Annotated in this window: 19 protein-coding genes and 1 other RNA gene; 4 read left to right on the top strand and 16 right to left on the bottom strand. The window is 42.8% G+C overall.

Features of this window, described 5'->3' with window-relative positions; genetic code table 11:
• Positions 1-35: 35 nt before the first annotated feature.
• Complete coding sequence (locus VFA52_00675; protein ID HZS42722.1) at positions 36-434, bottom strand: hypothetical protein; 399 nt, start codon at positions 432-434, stop codon at positions 36-38.
• Between the two features lie 84 nt (positions 435-518).
• Between VFA52_00675 and rnpB the strand changes: the two genes are divergently transcribed.
• Positions 519-904, top strand: an RNA gene (gene rnpB / locus VFA52_00670) — RNase P RNA component class A.
• A gap of 48 nt (positions 905-952) precedes the next feature.
• Here rnpB and VFA52_00665 read toward each other — a convergent pair.
• The 3 genes from VFA52_00665 to VFA52_00655 all read right to left on the bottom strand — a co-directional run bounded on the left by VFA52_00665 (position 953) and on the right by VFA52_00655 (position 5,583).
• On the bottom strand, positions 953-1,960 hold the full coding sequence (locus VFA52_00665; GenBank protein HZS42721.1) for a ribonucleotide-diphosphate reductase subunit beta: 1,008 nt from the start codon (positions 1,958-1,960) through the stop codon (positions 953-955).
• A gap of 224 nt (positions 1,961-2,184) precedes the next feature.
• Positions 2,185-4,926 (bottom strand): ribonucleoside-diphosphate reductase subunit alpha, encoded by a 2,742-nt coding sequence (locus VFA52_00660; GenBank protein HZS42720.1) that lies wholly within the window; start codon positions 4,924-4,926, stop codon positions 2,185-2,187.
• 171 nt (positions 4,927-5,097) lie between these two features.
• On the bottom strand, positions 5,098-5,583 hold the full coding sequence (locus VFA52_00655) for a DUF192 domain-containing protein (protein HZS42719.1): 486 nt from the start codon (positions 5,581-5,583) through the stop codon (positions 5,098-5,100).
• Positions 5,584-5,660: 77 nt separating this feature from the next.
• On the opposite strand from VFA52_00655, the gene VFA52_00650 reads away from it, so the two are divergent.
• Together VFA52_00650 and VFA52_00645 are read left to right on the top strand one after the other, a co-directional pair.
• Complete coding sequence (locus tag VFA52_00650) at positions 5,661-6,101, top strand: GtrA family protein (GenBank protein ID HZS42718.1); 441 nt, start codon at positions 5,661-5,663, stop codon at positions 6,099-6,101.
• Between the two features lie 51 nt (positions 6,102-6,152).
• Positions 6,153-6,875, top strand: coding sequence for a dolichyl-phosphate beta-glucosyltransferase (locus tag VFA52_00645; GenBank protein HZS42717.1), 723 nt, complete (start codon positions 6,153-6,155; stop codon positions 6,873-6,875).
• A gap of 22 nt (positions 6,876-6,897) precedes the next feature.
• Here the strand turns inward: VFA52_00645 and VFA52_00640 are convergent, their stop codons facing one another.
• From VFA52_00640 to VFA52_00610, 7 genes are all read right to left on the bottom strand, one after another.
• Positions 6,898-7,737, bottom strand: coding sequence for an aminotransferase class IV (locus tag VFA52_00640; protein HZS42716.1), 840 nt, complete (start codon positions 7,735-7,737; stop codon positions 6,898-6,900).
• 389 nt (positions 7,738-8,126) lie between these two features.
• Positions 8,127-8,429 (bottom strand): gamma-glutamylcyclotransferase family protein, encoded by a 303-nt coding sequence (locus tag VFA52_00635; protein HZS42715.1) that lies wholly within the window; start codon positions 8,427-8,429, stop codon positions 8,127-8,129.
• Between the two features lie 7 nt (positions 8,430-8,436).
• Positions 8,437-9,075 carry an MBL fold metallo-hydrolase gene (locus tag VFA52_00630; GenBank protein HZS42714.1) on the bottom strand — a complete coding sequence of 213 codons (639 nt, stop codon included), beginning with the start codon at positions 9,073-9,075 and terminating at the stop codon, positions 8,437-8,439.
• Positions 9,062-9,463 (bottom strand): peptide-methionine (R)-S-oxide reductase MsrB, encoded by a 402-nt coding sequence (gene msrB, locus VFA52_00625; GenBank protein HZS42713.1) that lies wholly within the window; start codon positions 9,461-9,463, stop codon positions 9,062-9,064. The genes VFA52_00630 and msrB overlap by 14 nt, the downstream gene beginning before the upstream one ends.
• The gene (locus VFA52_00620) at positions 9,460-10,557 is read right to left on the bottom strand and encodes a hypothetical protein (GenBank protein ID HZS42712.1); all 1,098 of its coding nucleotides are present in this window, start codon (positions 10,555-10,557) and stop codon (positions 9,460-9,462) included. The genes msrB and VFA52_00620 overlap by 4 nt, the downstream gene beginning before the upstream one ends.
• Before the next feature lie 15 nt (positions 10,558-10,572).
• Positions 10,573-11,673: a DUF2914 domain-containing protein gene (locus VFA52_00615; protein ID HZS42711.1), complete on the bottom strand. Its 1,101-nt coding sequence runs from the start codon at positions 11,671-11,673 to the stop codon at positions 10,573-10,575.
• Positions 11,645-12,319: a phosphatase PAP2 family protein gene (locus tag VFA52_00610; GenBank protein HZS42710.1), complete on the bottom strand. Its 675-nt coding sequence runs from the start codon at positions 12,317-12,319 to the stop codon at positions 11,645-11,647. Before VFA52_00610 ends, VFA52_00615 begins: the two co-directional genes overlap by 29 nt.
• A 96-nt stretch (positions 12,320-12,415) precedes the next feature.
• Here VFA52_00610 and VFA52_00605 point away from each other — a divergent pair, with 96 nt between their 5' ends.
• Positions 12,416-12,964, top strand: a complete 549-nt coding sequence (locus tag VFA52_00605; protein ID HZS42709.1) for a ferritin-like domain-containing protein — start codon at positions 12,416-12,418, stop codon at positions 12,962-12,964.
• A gap of 52 nt (positions 12,965-13,016) precedes the next feature.
• Here VFA52_00605 and VFA52_00600 read toward each other — a convergent pair whose 3' ends face one another.
• The 5 genes from VFA52_00600 to VFA52_00580 all read right to left on the bottom strand — a co-directional run bounded on the left by VFA52_00600 (position 13,017) and on the right by VFA52_00580 (position 15,258).
• On the bottom strand, positions 13,017-13,418 hold the full coding sequence (locus tag VFA52_00600; GenBank protein ID HZS42708.1) for a VOC family protein: 402 nt from the start codon (positions 13,416-13,418) through the stop codon (positions 13,017-13,019).
• Positions 13,419-13,485: 67 nt separating this feature from the next.
• Entirely contained in the window at positions 13,486-13,992 is a 507-nt protein-coding gene (locus VFA52_00595) for a hypothetical protein (GenBank protein HZS42707.1), read from the bottom strand.
• On the bottom strand, positions 13,982-14,350 hold the full coding sequence (locus tag VFA52_00590) for a DUF1801 domain-containing protein (GenBank protein ID HZS42706.1): 369 nt from the start codon (positions 14,348-14,350) through the stop codon (positions 13,982-13,984). The genes VFA52_00595 and VFA52_00590 overlap by 11 nt, the downstream gene beginning before the upstream one ends.
• Positions 14,351-14,770 carry a DUF1761 domain-containing protein gene (locus VFA52_00585; protein ID HZS42705.1) on the bottom strand — a complete coding sequence of 140 codons (420 nt, stop codon included), beginning with the start codon at positions 14,768-14,770 and terminating at the stop codon, positions 14,351-14,353.
• A 104-nt stretch (positions 14,771-14,874) separates the two neighbouring features.
• Complete coding sequence (locus tag VFA52_00580) at positions 14,875-15,258, bottom strand: hypothetical protein (protein HZS42704.1); 384 nt, start codon at positions 15,256-15,258, stop codon at positions 14,875-14,877.
• Between the last annotated feature and the right edge of the window lie 63 nt (positions 15,259-15,321).

The raw sequence follows: 15,321 nt of genomic DNA, 5'->3' as shown, positions 1-15,321 counted from the left end.
AATGAAAGATAGCAATAAAAGATTTTTTCCTTGCTTCAGACAAAAATAGAAACCAGAAACATCAAGACAGTTAAAAGAAATATGGTACTGAAGGTCCCCAGTTCAAAACCACCACCGATTAAAGAAAGATTTTTGGTCGGAGAAAAAAGTGAAGATAATAGAAAGACCACCGGAATAGCGATGGCGGCGAGCGAGAGCCAGTTATATGGAAGAACTAACTCTCCGCTTTTAAAGGAGGCAATTGCCCAGATAAATAGAGAAAGCAGAGTGATTAAAAAAAGGAGAATAACCTTGCTGTAGGCAAAGGAAATTACCGCGGAGGGAATGAAAAATAAGGGTAAAAGAAAAATTAGACCAACCAGTAAAATATAAACAATTTTTTCTAGAAGGTTGCTGCTTCTTTCCTTCTGAACATTAATGCTGATTTTTTCCATGCGAATAATGAACTATAAATAATATTCCCTCATTATAACTTGATCCCCTTGCCTTCGCAAACGGCCTATATTATACTTCTAGCCTCTTTGAATTGGACAATTGCTCGGTCAGAAATGATTGGGAGGAAAGTCCGAACACAGTTCATTAATTTGAAAAGGTGGCGGGTAACGCCCGTCTGGAGCAATCCAAGAGGTGCGAACAGAAACGGCGGTTTTCGAAAGAAAACCGCCGCTCTACAGGCGAATGGTCTGTAGGGCGAAGCCCGAAAGTAATTTCGGGAGTGAAACGGCAAAATCCTTACCCCTGTGCAAGGCCGTACCCAACCGTAGTTTTGTTTTAAAATCTCAAAACTACGGCTGGGGGTGCCGCTAGAGCCGGCTGGTAACAGCTGGCCCAGATAAATAATTGTCACGAGAAAAGCGACTTCGCCTATCTCGCACAGAATTCGGCTTACAGATCCAAAGAGAAACAAATCAAAAAGGCGGCCTCACGGCCGCCTTTTTGCTGCAAACATAAATTATTTCGTCGGTTCCTTCTTCTCCGATGAATGCGCCTGCACATCCACTTCGTAGCTAGTATTTTGAGCTTCAAAGAAATTCACCAGCTCAAAAACGTCAGTGGCAGTGCTCATCCATTTGGCCGGATTGGTGGCATTATAGTGTTTCTCCAGACCCAATTCTTCCAAACGTCTATCCGCCACATACTGCACATATTGATTGACATAATCAGCGTTCAAACCAAGAATGCCGTTTGGAAAGAGATCTTTGTTGTAGGCTACCTCCTTATCCACCCCTTCAATGACGATGTTGCGGATTTCATTAGCAAATTCTTCGGTTACAAGTTCGGAATTCTCCTCAAGAATGGTGTGGACTAGATTGATGCCGAATTTCAAGTGAAGCGATTCATCCCGCAAGACCCAATTAATCATTGAGCCGAAATTGCGCAACTGATTTCGCTGTCGAAAAGACAGAGCCACCATGAAACCTGAATAAAACCAAGTACCCTCCATTACAATATTGGTGGCCACAAGGTTGCGGATGAAATCCTTCTTCCCTTCCGGCGATTCAATATCCAGAGTCTCTTCCGTCATTCTCCTTAAATACCGAAAAATAAATTCTTCCTTGGCTATCATCGAAGGAGTCTGAAGATGGATACCAAAAATCTTTTCTCGATCAAGGGGGAAGGTTTCAAGTACGTATTCAAAAGAAACGCAATGATTAGCTTCCTCCCACATCACCTTGGCGAGATAGAGGTGAGCTTCCGGCGCCTTCAGATATGGATAAATACCGAGAGCAATGGAGCGATTGACAATCAGTTCGGCCGGATTGAAGAAAGCCATTAAGAATTTTACCGCGTGTCTCTCGTCCTCCGTCATTTTCTCCCAGTCATCCAGGTCTTCTTTCAGGGCAATTTCGTGCGGAAACCAAGTATTGCGCACGGCCTGATTGTAGAGATCATAAGCCCACTGATATCGCAGTGGGTGTAGATTCATATCTTCCGGTGAGGCTTTTCCGATGAGGGGCATGGGTTGGTTCTTAAAGTTTATAAGGTTTTTAAAGTAAGTGATTACTATTGTAATGGAAAGTAAATATGACGCAAATGGATATGTAGAGCGCCGGCTTCGCCGGCGCTCTAATTATTAGAACTCTTAAGCGAAGCAAAATCTTATTTTAAATGGTCTGGCCGACCTTAATTAGACAAAGCCGGAGATCCGAGGACCTTTAAAATAAGATTTTGTGGAGCGTCCTTTTATTGACAACTATCGCACTGATTTAATTCAGCCGGATCCGTTGGGCAAGTCTTGGCGCCGATAAAACGAACGTTCGGCTTTTTAGATTGAGCAATTGGATCAGCGGGAGTAACGGCGGCTGGAGCAACGTCAGAAGTTTCTACTTTAGGAGTTTTCGAGACACTCTCAACAGTTCTCACGGCTTTGTCAGTCTCGACGATGTTTTTCTCTATCTTCGCTACCATTACCGGCTCAACCATGTCTTCTTCTTTAATCGGACTAACCACCGGTTCCACAATCATGGTAGCGGGAGCACTGTCTGCCAGAAGTTCCGATTCATCGGTGGTCTTTTCCTCTACCACCGCAGCCGCTACGGTACTCTTTCGAAGACCGCCGAAGCCCACCCGGCCCATCTTCTGCGACTTATTGACGGAGACGGTACTTTGCTCGGCTGTGTGTCTTGGTTCCATGTGTAGATAGTAAGTACTCTTTAATCCTTTCTCCCAAGCGCTCATATAAATCTTCATCGTCTCATCAATGTCACGGGTGCGCAGATACATGTTGCGCGAAATAGCCTGATCCATCCATTTCTGGGCCCGAGCTACTACTTCAATAAAGCCATAGGGTGAAGTGGTAAATGAAGTCTTATAAACTGCCTTGATGTGTTCGGGAATCTCGGCAATGTTGGAAATGTCACCTTGATATTCAATGATTAAATCTTTTACCTTTTCCCAAACCCCAAGGTTCTTCAAATCCTTCACTAGATTATGGTTGATATCGAGATATTTGCCGGAAATCTTGTTGCGAGAAAAAACTTGAGCAAAACGTGGGTCTACTCCCGGCGTAGTAGCGGCAATTAAGCCGATATTGGCGTTCGGAGCAATAGCCATCAGAGTGGCGTTTCTAATTCCCTTCTTAACTTTCTCCCGCAAGATATCCCAGTTAAGACCTTTGTGTTTGCTCTCAAGAGTGACGGAAACCGGAACACCTCTCTCTTTTTCGATTTTAGAAATAGTGTCGAATGGCACGTGACCTTTTGACCATTCGGAGCCGGCGAAGTTTTTGTACGCTCCGCGCTCATCGGCCAATCGGGCGCTCTCATCAATAGCCATATAACTAATGAATTCAAAAATTCGATCGGCAAAATCGTATGCCGGCTGACTATCATATGCCAAGCCCATTTTCTCCAGAGCATCGGCAAAGCCCATTACTCCGAGTCCGACGGCCCGATTCTCTTTATCCGCTCGCTCCGCCTCGGCTACCGGCAGAACGTTAATGTCAATAAGGTTGTCAAGCTGCCGAATGGCTAATCGTACTGACTCTTCCAATTTGCCCCAGTTAACTTCCTTATTAATGACATGCACGGCTAAGTTAAGTGAAGCCAGATTACAGACAGCAATATTATCCTTATCCTGTGGTAAACAGATTTCCGTGCAGAGATTAGACATGTGAATGGTGCCGGTGTTGTTGTTGAGAGCTCGCAGATTAATGGTGTCTTTAAAAATCTGCCATGGGTGTCCGGTGGTCTGCAGAGAGACGAGCATCTTACGATAAAGTTCTACGGCTGGCATTTTCTTGGCCATCTTTAATTTACCCTGATCAGCCAACTCCACGTACTTGTTGTAGCGCTTGCTGAACGCTTCTCCGTATAATTCTCCCAAGTCAGCCGTTTCAGCCGGATCAAACATGTACCACATCTCGGCTTTTCTGACTCGTTTCATGAATTCATCCGAAAGATAAGCGGCCGTATTGGCGGTTCTCATTCTCATGTAGTCATCGCCGGCGTTGTGCTTCCAGTCAATAAATTCTGGAAAATCAATGTGCCAATTCTCTAAATAGAAGCAGAGAGCCCCCTTTTTCTTGCCGCCTCGCTGAATAGCCCGAATGGCCGTGTCCATAATCTTGGCAAAAGGAGTAGGACCAGTGGAAACTCCATTGTTTGATTTTAGAGGTGAGCCGGCCGCTCGTAATTTTGAAACGGAAACACCCAGGCCGCCTGAAGCTTTAGAGAGCATCATCACATCCGCCACACTCTTGGCAATGTGCGCCATGTCGTCCTGCACTTCCATCAGGAAACAATTTGAAAGTGCCGGGTGAGTTGTTCCGGCGCCGAGATTGGTGGAACCGCCACCAATGTATTCAAATTTGCTCATCTTGTTGTAAAACTTCTTGGCCCACTCCGTTGGTTTGTTTTCGTTGAATGAAAGTCCCATGGCCACTCGCATGAAAAAATATTGCGGCGTTTCGCGCGGACTTTGATCTAAATTCTTCAGAGCATAACGATTGAGAAAAGTGGAAAGACCGGCGTACTGAAATAATTCATCTCGTTCAATATCTAAAGTTTTGGAAAGTTCACGCAGATTAAATTTTTCTTCCATTCGTGAATCGAGCTTACCCTCTTCCACTCCCTTTTTAATGAAGTTAATGAAACCGTCGCGATGTTTTTTAATTAATTCCGCTTCACTATCCTTATCGTAATCTCCCAAAACCTCACGATAAATGGTTTTCAGAAGAATACGAGTAGCTACCTTGTCGTATGAAGGGTCATCTTTAACATTTTGAAGAGAAGCATTGATGGTAGCCTGATCAAGTTCTTTGGTAGTGATTCCATCATAAAGAGTCAGTCGCGTTTCAGTAGCAATTTGAGTAACCATCGCAATCGGATCCATCAGTCCGCGACAAGCTCTTTCAATGGATCGATTAATTTGATCGGCATTAAAAGGTTCGCGGCTACCGTCATGCTTGGTGATTGAAAGGCTCATGTTCTTTATATTTTGAGAATTATTTTACTAAATATTTCACTTAATTTTACTCGGAAATGGAGAGAAAGACCAGTTCTGGAGCAAGGATTCTTGCATATGAAAATAAAAAACTAGAGATGTAAAATCGCCCCCTAAAATAGACCAGAAAATATACTTTTTTAGGAGCTTTCTTTAGAAATTTACCTGCTCACCTGTTTTTATTTGATGGATTTTAGCGTAACCAGCCGGTAATTCGAGAACATATAGAGCAAGCGATTGGGGACGAAAAACCATCGGATAAGTTTCGGGCAAAACGTCACTTTTAATGTCAACAATTTTTTTATCTTCACTAATCCAAATCATATCAAGAGCAATTTTAGTGTCCTTCATCCAGAAACCATAATGATCAGGGTGATCAAAAATAAAAAGCATGCCAGTGTTTAGAGGAAGGCTCGAACGATTACCTAAACCTAGGGTTCGCTTCTCTTCAGTGTCGGCTATTTCTACCGTAATGTGATCCTGTCCTATAGAAAGACTGGTGGTAGCGTAATTATTTGTGTCCTTTATAGCATTGATAGCAGGAGCCTGTACTTGTCCTTTAGGCCAAAAATGTAAAAGACATAGTACAATAATTAAAATTAGAAAACCGATTAATAAAATTTTAGTGGTGTTTCTCATTTCTCTATTATATTAAAAATCCAATCTGACGTCTAAATTTTTTCACATCGGTTTCTAAGAATTTTTCAAAATGATATATGATGGAAATAAATATGAAGGAAAAAATTTTTAATCGTCTCCCCAAATCAATTGCTTTCCGGCAGTTTATAAAATTCTCGTTAGTGGGAATTGTTAACACCTTAATAGATATATCTGTCTATTTTGATTTAAAACACTGGACTTTTTATTTTACTTATCACTTAAGTCTGGCAAAGACAATTTCTTTTTTGACTGCCGTCACTTTTAGTTTTTTTACCAATCGTTCTTTTACTTTTAATCGAAAAAGTCGTGTCAATTGGAACGAAGCCTTGCGTTTTTATGCAACGGTTGGCAGCGGTGTGTTTTTAAATGTCTTGATTCATTTTCTGACCCGTACTTATCTGAATTTTCCCGATATTCTAGCGCTTTTGACCGCCTCTTTCAGTACCTTGTTTTGGAATTTCCTTTTTGCTCGATTTTGGGTCTTTAAAAATGTCTAAAATGCCTTACTTTATAAACTTTAAGAACTATATAACTTTATAACCTACTGTATGCCTCTTTTTCTCTCTATTATTATCCCCTGTTTCAACGAAGAAGCCCGAATTGGCTCTACTTTAGAGGCCATCGGCAGGTTTTTAGGAGAGCAAGAATACGAAACTGAAATAATCGTAGTAGATAATGGCTCAATTGACCGAAGCCGAGAAATTATTAGGCAGTTTGAAGGTAGAGTCACGAATTTAAGGCTTTTAGAGCGGCACAGTCATGGCAAGGGTTATGCCGTTCGCGAAGGTATGGTAAACGCTTCCGGCAAATACCGTCTTTTTACTGATGCTGATAATTCTACCGATATCAAGCAACTGCCCCAGCTTCTGTCTTTTGCTCGCGCCGGTTTTGATGTGGTGATAGGTTCTCGGAAGATTACCGGCTCCGAAATTATTTCCCCTCAACCACCATTACGGATTTTTCTGGGAAATCTTTTTCAGTGGATAGTGCGTCTTTTAATACCACTTGAAATTGCGGACACTCAAGATGGTTTTAAACTTTTTTCCCAACGTGCAGCCGAAAAAATTTTCCGCCATCAAACATCTTTTTACTGGGCTTTTGATGTGGAGATTTTGGCTCTAGCTAAGAGATTTGGATTTAGAATCAAGGAAGTACCGATTGTCTGGGTTAATGATGAGCGAAGCGGTATGAACTTCAAAGGAATGATTAGAATGTTTTTTGAAGTTCTGCTGATTAGAATCCATCTTTGGACTTGGGATTATCGAAGTTAAGTAGTCTTGACAGAAGTATTGACTATTTTTGGGTTTCCGCCCGATAGAGTTCCTCTAGTCTTTGGCTGTACGGACCGGGTCGGCCGCTGCCAATTTTAATGTTATCAACTCTAACTACTGGCATTACTTCCCGATAAGAAGAAGTTAGAAAGGCTTCCTCGGCCTGTCGGAGTTCTTTGAAAGTAATATTCTTTTCAAAAACATTTAGCCCGATCTTTTTAGCCAGCTTCATGGCAACCTGCATGGTAATACCGTCGAGGACCTGATCAGCAGGTGTAATCAGATTATTTTTAATAATGATGGCAAAGTTAAAGGTCGTGCCTTCTAAAATATGATCTTTGGTGGCGTAAAGTGAATCATAATATTTCTTGCGCACGGCTGTCTGATTTGAAACTACCGCTCCGACATAATTGAGAGATTTCACCGAGGGCAGGGTCCTTAGAATGGGTGTAGTGAGAAGCGAAACTCCTTTTTCAAAGGCGTATTTTGGCCAGAATTTCTCCGGATTAAAAGGATTGAAGATGATATAGAGCCGGGGGTCATTTTCTAGAGAAAGATAGGAGCTGTCGCCGCCGGTAATAATGATTTTGACGGAAACAATTGGAGCTTTTATCTTGCCTAAGCCTAGCCTGACTTTTTCTTCGAGATATGAAAGGAGATAGTGTTCCTTGATGCCGAGGAGCTTGGCGGAAACTTGTAATCGTTTTAAATGTTCCCTTAGATGGAATGGCTTGCCGTTGTAAGAGAGGAGGGTTTCGAAAACTCCAGCCGCTCGCTGAAAAGCAATGTCGGTGATTGGCACGGCCGCTTTTTCGAGTGGAATGAAGGCCCTTTTTTGAGCATCGAAGACGATACCTTTCATAAATCGATTATAGCAAAGAAAAGTGATGGTGTGGAAAACTGGCTAGTAAAAATCTTATTCCTCTGTAGAATATCTATTTAGACCAATGCTCCATTGCCACGATCCGACGGTCTAGACCTTGTCTAGACCAATGTTCGAAGCAAAGGACGTTTCGCACAACTTGTCTCGAGATGCCGATCAACTAAGGATAACGAGTAGGCAGTAATCCAGTGTATTACTATCGTGTTTTCTGAGGTCGACCCGCTGACCAGACATTGCAACCACTTCGAAACAAACGACCGCTGCCTCTGGGCCGCGGTCGTTTCCTTTTATATTTTTATATTAAAGGCGCCGGCTTTGCCGGCGCCTTTAATCCTGATTACAACTTTATAAACTTGCTCCTTTATAACCTATTTCGTATACGTCCAGGCTTCCCTGCCGCTTTTTAATCTTACTCTTTGGCGTTTATAGAAATCTTCTTCGTATTGATCGATTTTTGTTAATTCTTCCGGCGTAACATCAAAGGTGATTCCGTCTACGCCATGGCCTTCAATCGGACAAATAATAACCGGATAAGTCTTTCGATCGCCATGCTGAAAATGAGATTTAATGCAGCCATCCAGATGATCGGCCGCTCCTTCAATTTCCCGACCAATCACTTCTTGCTGAACTTTCGGATCTTTCAGTGTTCCATAGGCAAAGATAGTTTCCATAAATCAATTATATCTCTGTTGGCTTGTCTAATTCAAGCGGCAGAAACTCAATGTTGTTTTTCTCTAAAATTTCTTTGGAAACATAATACGGCGCTCCGCCGAGAATTCTAAGATTGGCATCGTGAACGGGAAAAGTCTTTTTGGGTTTCACTTCTAAGGCATAATCAATCGAATCGGAAATCTTCACCCAAGGACCGGCTACCGGCAAAGCCAACACTAAAACTCCTTTGGATGGCGCATGAAAAGCATCTCCCGGAATATACAAATATGAATTGATCAGATATCCGGTGTTTTCTACCAGCATCAAGTCTTTATAAATCGGCGCATGATCTTTACCAAATCCCTCGATTAATACTCCGCCGATTTCTATCTTCTCTCCATCTCCCACTTTTTCATATTTAAAACCTTCTTTTTCCAGAAGGCTTCCGACGGCGCCATTGCTAATCAGTCGAGCTGTCGGATTATTCTTCATCAAAGCTTTGACTGAATCCAAGTGATAGTGATCGGAATGTTCGTGACTGATTAGGACAATATCAATCCCCGTTACTTCATTTTGTTTGTGAGTATAGTTGCCCGGATCGGTCAAGATCTTTAATCCTTTCTCTTCAATTATCAAACAGCAATGTCCGAGTTTAGTGATTTTCATTTTCTTTTTCTAAATCAAGACAAACCCCGTTAATGCAGTAGCGGGCACCTGTTGGGGTTTGAGGGGCATCATTGAAAAGATGGCCGAGATGTGCACCGCAGTTAGCACAGCTGACTTCGGTGCGATGCATTCCTAAACTATTGTCTTCCTCCAGTTTAACGGCGTTAGGCAAAGCGTCATAGAAGCTCGGCCAACCACTACCCGAATCGAATTTAACATCCGAAGGAAAAAGAGCTGCTCCGCAAACGGCGCATTTAAACATCCCCTTTTCTTTTGAGTGGAGATATTGACCGGTTCCCGGCATCTCGGTTCCCTTCTCCCGAGCTATGCGATAAAGTTCTGGATCTTTTTTCTTCAATTCTTCGTCTGTAGGAAATGTTTTATTCACGGCAGGAGTTTGAAATTAGTAATTTTAATATTTTGATAATTCGGATCACTTGAATAATTAAAAGAGGCTCTGTAAACATTGTGCCCGTCTTCATAAGAGATTTGACCCGCCTCACCGCTCTCAGCTAGCTCAATATTAGTAGCATAAAATTTGCCACCCAAGGAAGCCTTGATGGGAGAGAGATCGTTAATATGGTCACTGATGTATTTTGTCACCTCTATCCCCAAAGGTAAACAACCACGAGCAGAAACATTCTTTGGCTTATAAGCATCTTTCGGATTAATTTTATACTCCCCGGTCAGACTGACTTGACCATTAGTTGAGATATCAAAACATTTAGCGGACAAGAGATAAGGAACTCCGCTTCCACTCGTTTTAAAAATCACAGCCGAATGAATGCCGTCATTATACGGAATGACTTCAACCGAAGTTGGTGGCAATGATGTTTCTAGAAATTTTTTCACTTCCGGATATTTAGCGGCCACCATCTCAACAGCCTCATCTTTAGTCAAGGTTCTTTCAGAAAGTTTAATGGTATTTAAAAGGTCGTTATAGTCGAGAAGAATGGCATCAGTTGGAGCATCATAGGTAACAGAAAGGGCAATTATGTTTCCAAGGTGTTCAAAAACTGTCGTCCGGCCATTGTATAAACCCTGCCAGCTATACTGAATGGCCACAGAACTATCAACGGTGGCGGAGGCGTAGGTATGATTACTGATCTGCCAATTTGAAGCGGGATTAGTATTCAGCCATTTAAAAATATCGGATTGATTTTTAAAGACTTCAACCGTAATGGCCCGAGGTCCTTCGCCAACTGGTGGCTGAAGGTTATCCTCCGTTCGAACTAAGGCGGTCTGATATGAGCTGCTGGCGTTTTGAGTGGTGCTTTCCGAAAGAACGTAATCGGCAGGATAAGAAAAATTAAAACCAAATTCTGAATTTTGATAATCTTTCAGATTCTTTTGAGAAGTCGCCTGAAAGGAATGGAGGGTCAGAGACTTGTCATGCCACTCGGCTACCACATGCCAGATGCCAAGACCGACAATACATAAAATAATTATGAGAATGATTAAGAGCTCACCGGGTTTCTTCATTTTTATAGAATAGCATTACTGCCACTTCTCCTGCAAAAGTGGAGTGGTTGCGGCCGGCTCGACATTAAAGTCGAGCCGGCCAATCACCTGCCCTTCCGGTGTTTCTACACTCACTCGCCAGCGACCGGCCGCAAGACCGGCCTTTAAAGAAAAGGTTCGGTAGCCGCTTTCTCTTCCTCCGACAATTCCAAGCCGAATAACACTCTCTGTTAACCATTCTTTTCGCACTTGATCATAATATTGCCAGCGATGAACGATGCCGGTGGCAAAACGGGCAGGGGCAAAAACCGAGCTGAAGACGTACGCCGGCTCCCCGGAAACCAGATGGATAGTTGGCCGAATTAAAAAATATTGATACCACGGATTGCTGTTTGTTTCCTCTGTTACAAAGTAGTTGCCCGTGGTCGGATCGCGCGAAATTGAGTGATAAACGCCGGCTGCTTTTAGAGATAACGGGATGGGCGGAATAACGTGAGCGAAATAGAGAAAATTAATTAAAAGATAAGAGAGGGCCACAGCTGGCATGATCAACCATTTCTCCTGTTTCATTCTTTTTGGTGAGATGGCAAAAAGAATCAGAAGGAAAAGAGCCATAGCTGCGAGACTAATAAGGCCGCTTAAAATAAAAATTTGACTGGAAATCTGGCCGACGATAATTGGCACAATGTAAAGACAGTAAAAGAAGATGCCGAGAAAAAGCATAGCCATCTGAAAACCGGCTCGTCGATAGCGTTCGCGAAGCCGCTCATTCGCTAGAAAGTTTAAAGCAAGTACTACCAAAAACGGCCAGCTGGCAAAAAAGTTAGCGCTGCGAGAATAAAAGACTAGGTAGACACTGAAGAGGCCGCCGAAAGCAAACTGGATAACAAAAGTCCACCAGAAGTGAGCCCGTCCCGGCACTTTTTCTTTCAGTCTTCCCTCTTCATATAAATTCAACATCAGAATCCCAACGGCCGCTACAATCAAATGAAAACCGACCCAGATATTTTCCAGGAGCTCATCCACTCTCGTCAGAGTGAAGATATCAAAAAGAAAACCGCCAATTAGACCGAGCGAAGAAAGTGGTCGCTCGTATTTCCAATACCATTCAGTCAGTTTTTGAAAAGCTTTGACCATTATTTAAGAGTGAATGAAAGCTGCGACCGACTGCCGAACCAATAATGAGACCTAAAATGGCTCCGGCTACAAAGTCGGAAAACCAGTGAATGGTAGCCCCTACTCCAATACCAATATATAGAGCGTAAAAACCAATTAGAATTTTTAGAAATCTTTTTCTGGGAAATAGAGCGAAGATAGTACCCGCCAAGGCAAAAGCGACGGCCGTATGAGAAGATGGCCAGCCCCAGAAAATTCCGCCTTGCCAGAAACCGAAATGAAAAACGTGACTGATGTCGGTTTGGCCACTAAGATCGGGATGAGCGCGGCCCGTAAAAATTTTATAAAAACTGGAAAGCATCCATCCTAAAATTTCAGCTTGAGTAATGGCAAAACTGACTCGAAGAGTTTTAAAATCCCTTTTAATCTGCCCCCAACAGAACAGTACAAGAGGCAAAAAGACCGGTACGAAAAAGCCGAGGATGGCAGCGCCGAAAAGAATGGTACGGGTTTCTGTGTGCCGAGCAAAGTATTGGAAGTAAGCCCAATCCGCTCCGGTGATTATCAGTAAATAAGTCAATAGAAAAGCCAGAAGCTGCCAAAGTAAATTACGGCCTTTAAAACAAGAAAGGATATTTTCTGGCAGTCTATAGAATAACTCTTTCATCCTCACATTTTAACAGAGTTAGAGGACATCTGTCAGAATTTTTGAGGCTCCACGTCCACGGGTCTAGAGGGACTTATTCGTTAAAATTTCAATAGAATGCCAACTAAAGCTAGGCCTAGAAGAGTTATTGGGAGGAAAACCCATACAAAAACCCTTTATGATCTGCTGATTACAAAAATGCAGGTGCTCTATGACGTAGAGCAGAATTTAGTAAAAAATTTACCGAAGGTGAGCGAGGCTGTTGCGAGCAGTGAATTGAAAGCGGTTCTGGAAGATCATTTTGAAGAAACTATTAATCATGTGAATAGACTGGAGCAGTGTTTTGAGCTCCTCGATGAAAATCCGAAGCGTCTGGAAGGTGAAGCCATCAGCGGATTGATTAAAGATGCCGAGTGGGTAATTAAAAATATTGAGGGACCGGAGGCCAAGGATACTAATCTGGTGGCCGCTCTTCAATATATCGAGCATTATGAAATAGCTGGATATGGTTCGGCGATAGCTTGGGCACGACAGGTGGGCCGCGATGAAGTAGCCGACATCCTGGAAGAAACTTTAGACGAGGAGAAAGCAGCCGATACTAATTTGACGGAGTTGGCTACTCACAAAATTAATGAGAGGGCGATTGAGATAGAAGAGGAGGAATAAGGGAAAAAGAAAGGGCCGCCGACGGCGGCCCTTTCTTTTTAATTCCACGATCTTATTGGTTTTGAGGACCGGGTTCCAACAGCACCATGTGATTGCCTTCCGTATCAATGATAGTAGAAAATATACCTACTCCCGGAATACCCTGTGGCTGGCTGTTAATCTTACCACCGGCTTCCTCCACTTTTTTTAAGGCCGCGTTTATATCTTCTACGGCAATAACTACATTCGGGATCTGACTGGGAAGATCATCTCCTCTTTTGTAAAATCCACCGTTAATAGTGCCGGGAGTAGTTGGCCGCATAGTCTTCTGATCAGTTTCAGTAGTACCGACATTAATATAGTTACCCATTTCCGGACCAGTCTCATTAGTAACCCAGCCAAAAGCCTGCTGATAGAACTTGCTGATGCGTTTGCCATCTTCATATGGCAATTGAAAGTGAACAACTGGATTCATAATTTAAATAGAATTAATTATTAAGATTTTTATCATAGCATGAGAAAGGCGCCTTCGGCGCCTTTCTTTATTTTCCTGACCCAAACTGACTAATTAGCCATTTGTTCTTTACTTTAGTAAGAGTGATTTTTACTTCTTCCCTACCAGAATCACCGCCGGCGACTACTTCTTGGCTGGTCATTTCCACGATTTCACCTTGCACTTGATAATGGGTGGAGTCTATTTGATTAATAGAAAGAATATCAATGTGATCTGGCCAAGGACTAGAGGTTAGTCGACCAGGAGCGAGCGATGGATTGTTTTGCCACTCTGCGAGAAGCTCAACGGTTATGTAAGGTCCGTAATATCTAGCTATGTCCGCCTTTAAAGTAGAAGTTGGAGCAAGGAGCGAAACATTTTTCAACTTACTGCCAAAATCGGTTACTGCACTGCCAACATCTGCCAGATCAGAAGAAACCGGTGTATTGTTTGTAGATGAGGAGGAAGTGGTAGATTTAGGAGCGGGCAGTTTGAAGACAATTACGAGAATTACCACGCAAATTATAAAGAGGGTAATTAAATATTTATTTTTCATAATTTTTTTTCTTTTTCTCCATTCTTCGGCCTTTTTCTCTAACCAATTTTCTAATTAAATTTGCGGGGAGAGCTTTGTCATAAGAAAACTGCATTGTCCCTTTGCTGGTAACGTATTTGTCCGCTCGTTTTTTCAGATCTCCTTTAATATGCATGTTCAACGTATAAAGCCCAATATGATTTGGGAAAGCAGCGAAGCCGGTAAACATCCCGAGGTAATTGTAATATGGCATGCTATAGCCGATTTTCTCTTTTACTTCCGGTACCTCTTTTTTGATAATCTGACGGAGAGTTCGGAGATGTGGCCGCGCCTTCGGCGCGGCCATCCTAATGTATTCATCTACAGTTTTAGGTTTCATCTACACCCAGAGGGCTAAAATTATGCCCATGATAACGAGATCAACAATGTAATAGCTGTTGTTGATCCACCAGAGTTTCCAACTTTTATTTTCCCAAAGTACGGAACCGAGAGTGACGGGAGCAACAAAACCTAACCAGCTCATGAAGCCGATTAATAACCCCAAGCCAACTCCAGTAAGGCCGGTATAGAGAGCTGCCGTAATAATAGAATGAGCCAAAACCCAAGCCATCACTAGGGCACCAATAAACATCAAAAAGTATCTCTTACCCATTCCTTTCGTCTGCTCCGGAGACATCGTCTCCACAGAAACTCCCATCTCCCGCATCCAAGTTTTACCAAAAAATGGACCGTACCAAAGATAACCAAGAATCATGGCTGCAATTCCACAGACCAACACCGCTAAATAATTAATAGGCATAAGTCTAAAATTAGCTAGTAATAATATCTATTAATTATAGCAGAGGTTCGGCGCGCAAGGCGCCGAACCTCTCAAATAAAATCCTCGTCTCACGACGAGGTTCTCTAGCCCCGCCTACGGCGCGGCCTCTTCCCCTTCGGCCTTCTTCTCCACCGTCGTCTCCGCCTTCTTAGATGCGAGATATCGGGTACTGCCTCAACGGTGACAACGGTCGAAGTCTTAGCCTCTTCGTCTTTGATGATCACCAGGCGCCATTCACCGAAACGATAATAGTCAGCTTTTACCTGACCGTTACTAGCCTGCCGCCGATCTTGATAGCGAGCAGGGAGTTTCTCCAGAGCTGGATTTCTTAGAAATCTTTTAATCTGGAGGACTGGATCAGGGTGTAATACTCCATAAAGCTTCCTCCAATCTGCCAAAAGTTTCGATGTCGCATTGTCTGTAATGACCAGGTGAGTTTCTTGGAAAATGGTTCCCCAATTATTCATTTCTGCCTCCAACTTACTTCAAAGGAGCAAGTTGTCAAGAAACTTTAAAACGGCAGCTTCGCT

Source organism: Candidatus Paceibacterota bacterium (assembly GCA_035652395.1).
In the GTDB taxonomy this organism is placed as follows: Bacteria; Patescibacteriota; Minisyncoccia; order Phycocordibacterales; family CAJBRS01; genus JADGRH01.
Note: the sequence above shows the minus strand (reverse complement) of the source record. Positions and strands in the feature narration are given on the sequence as shown.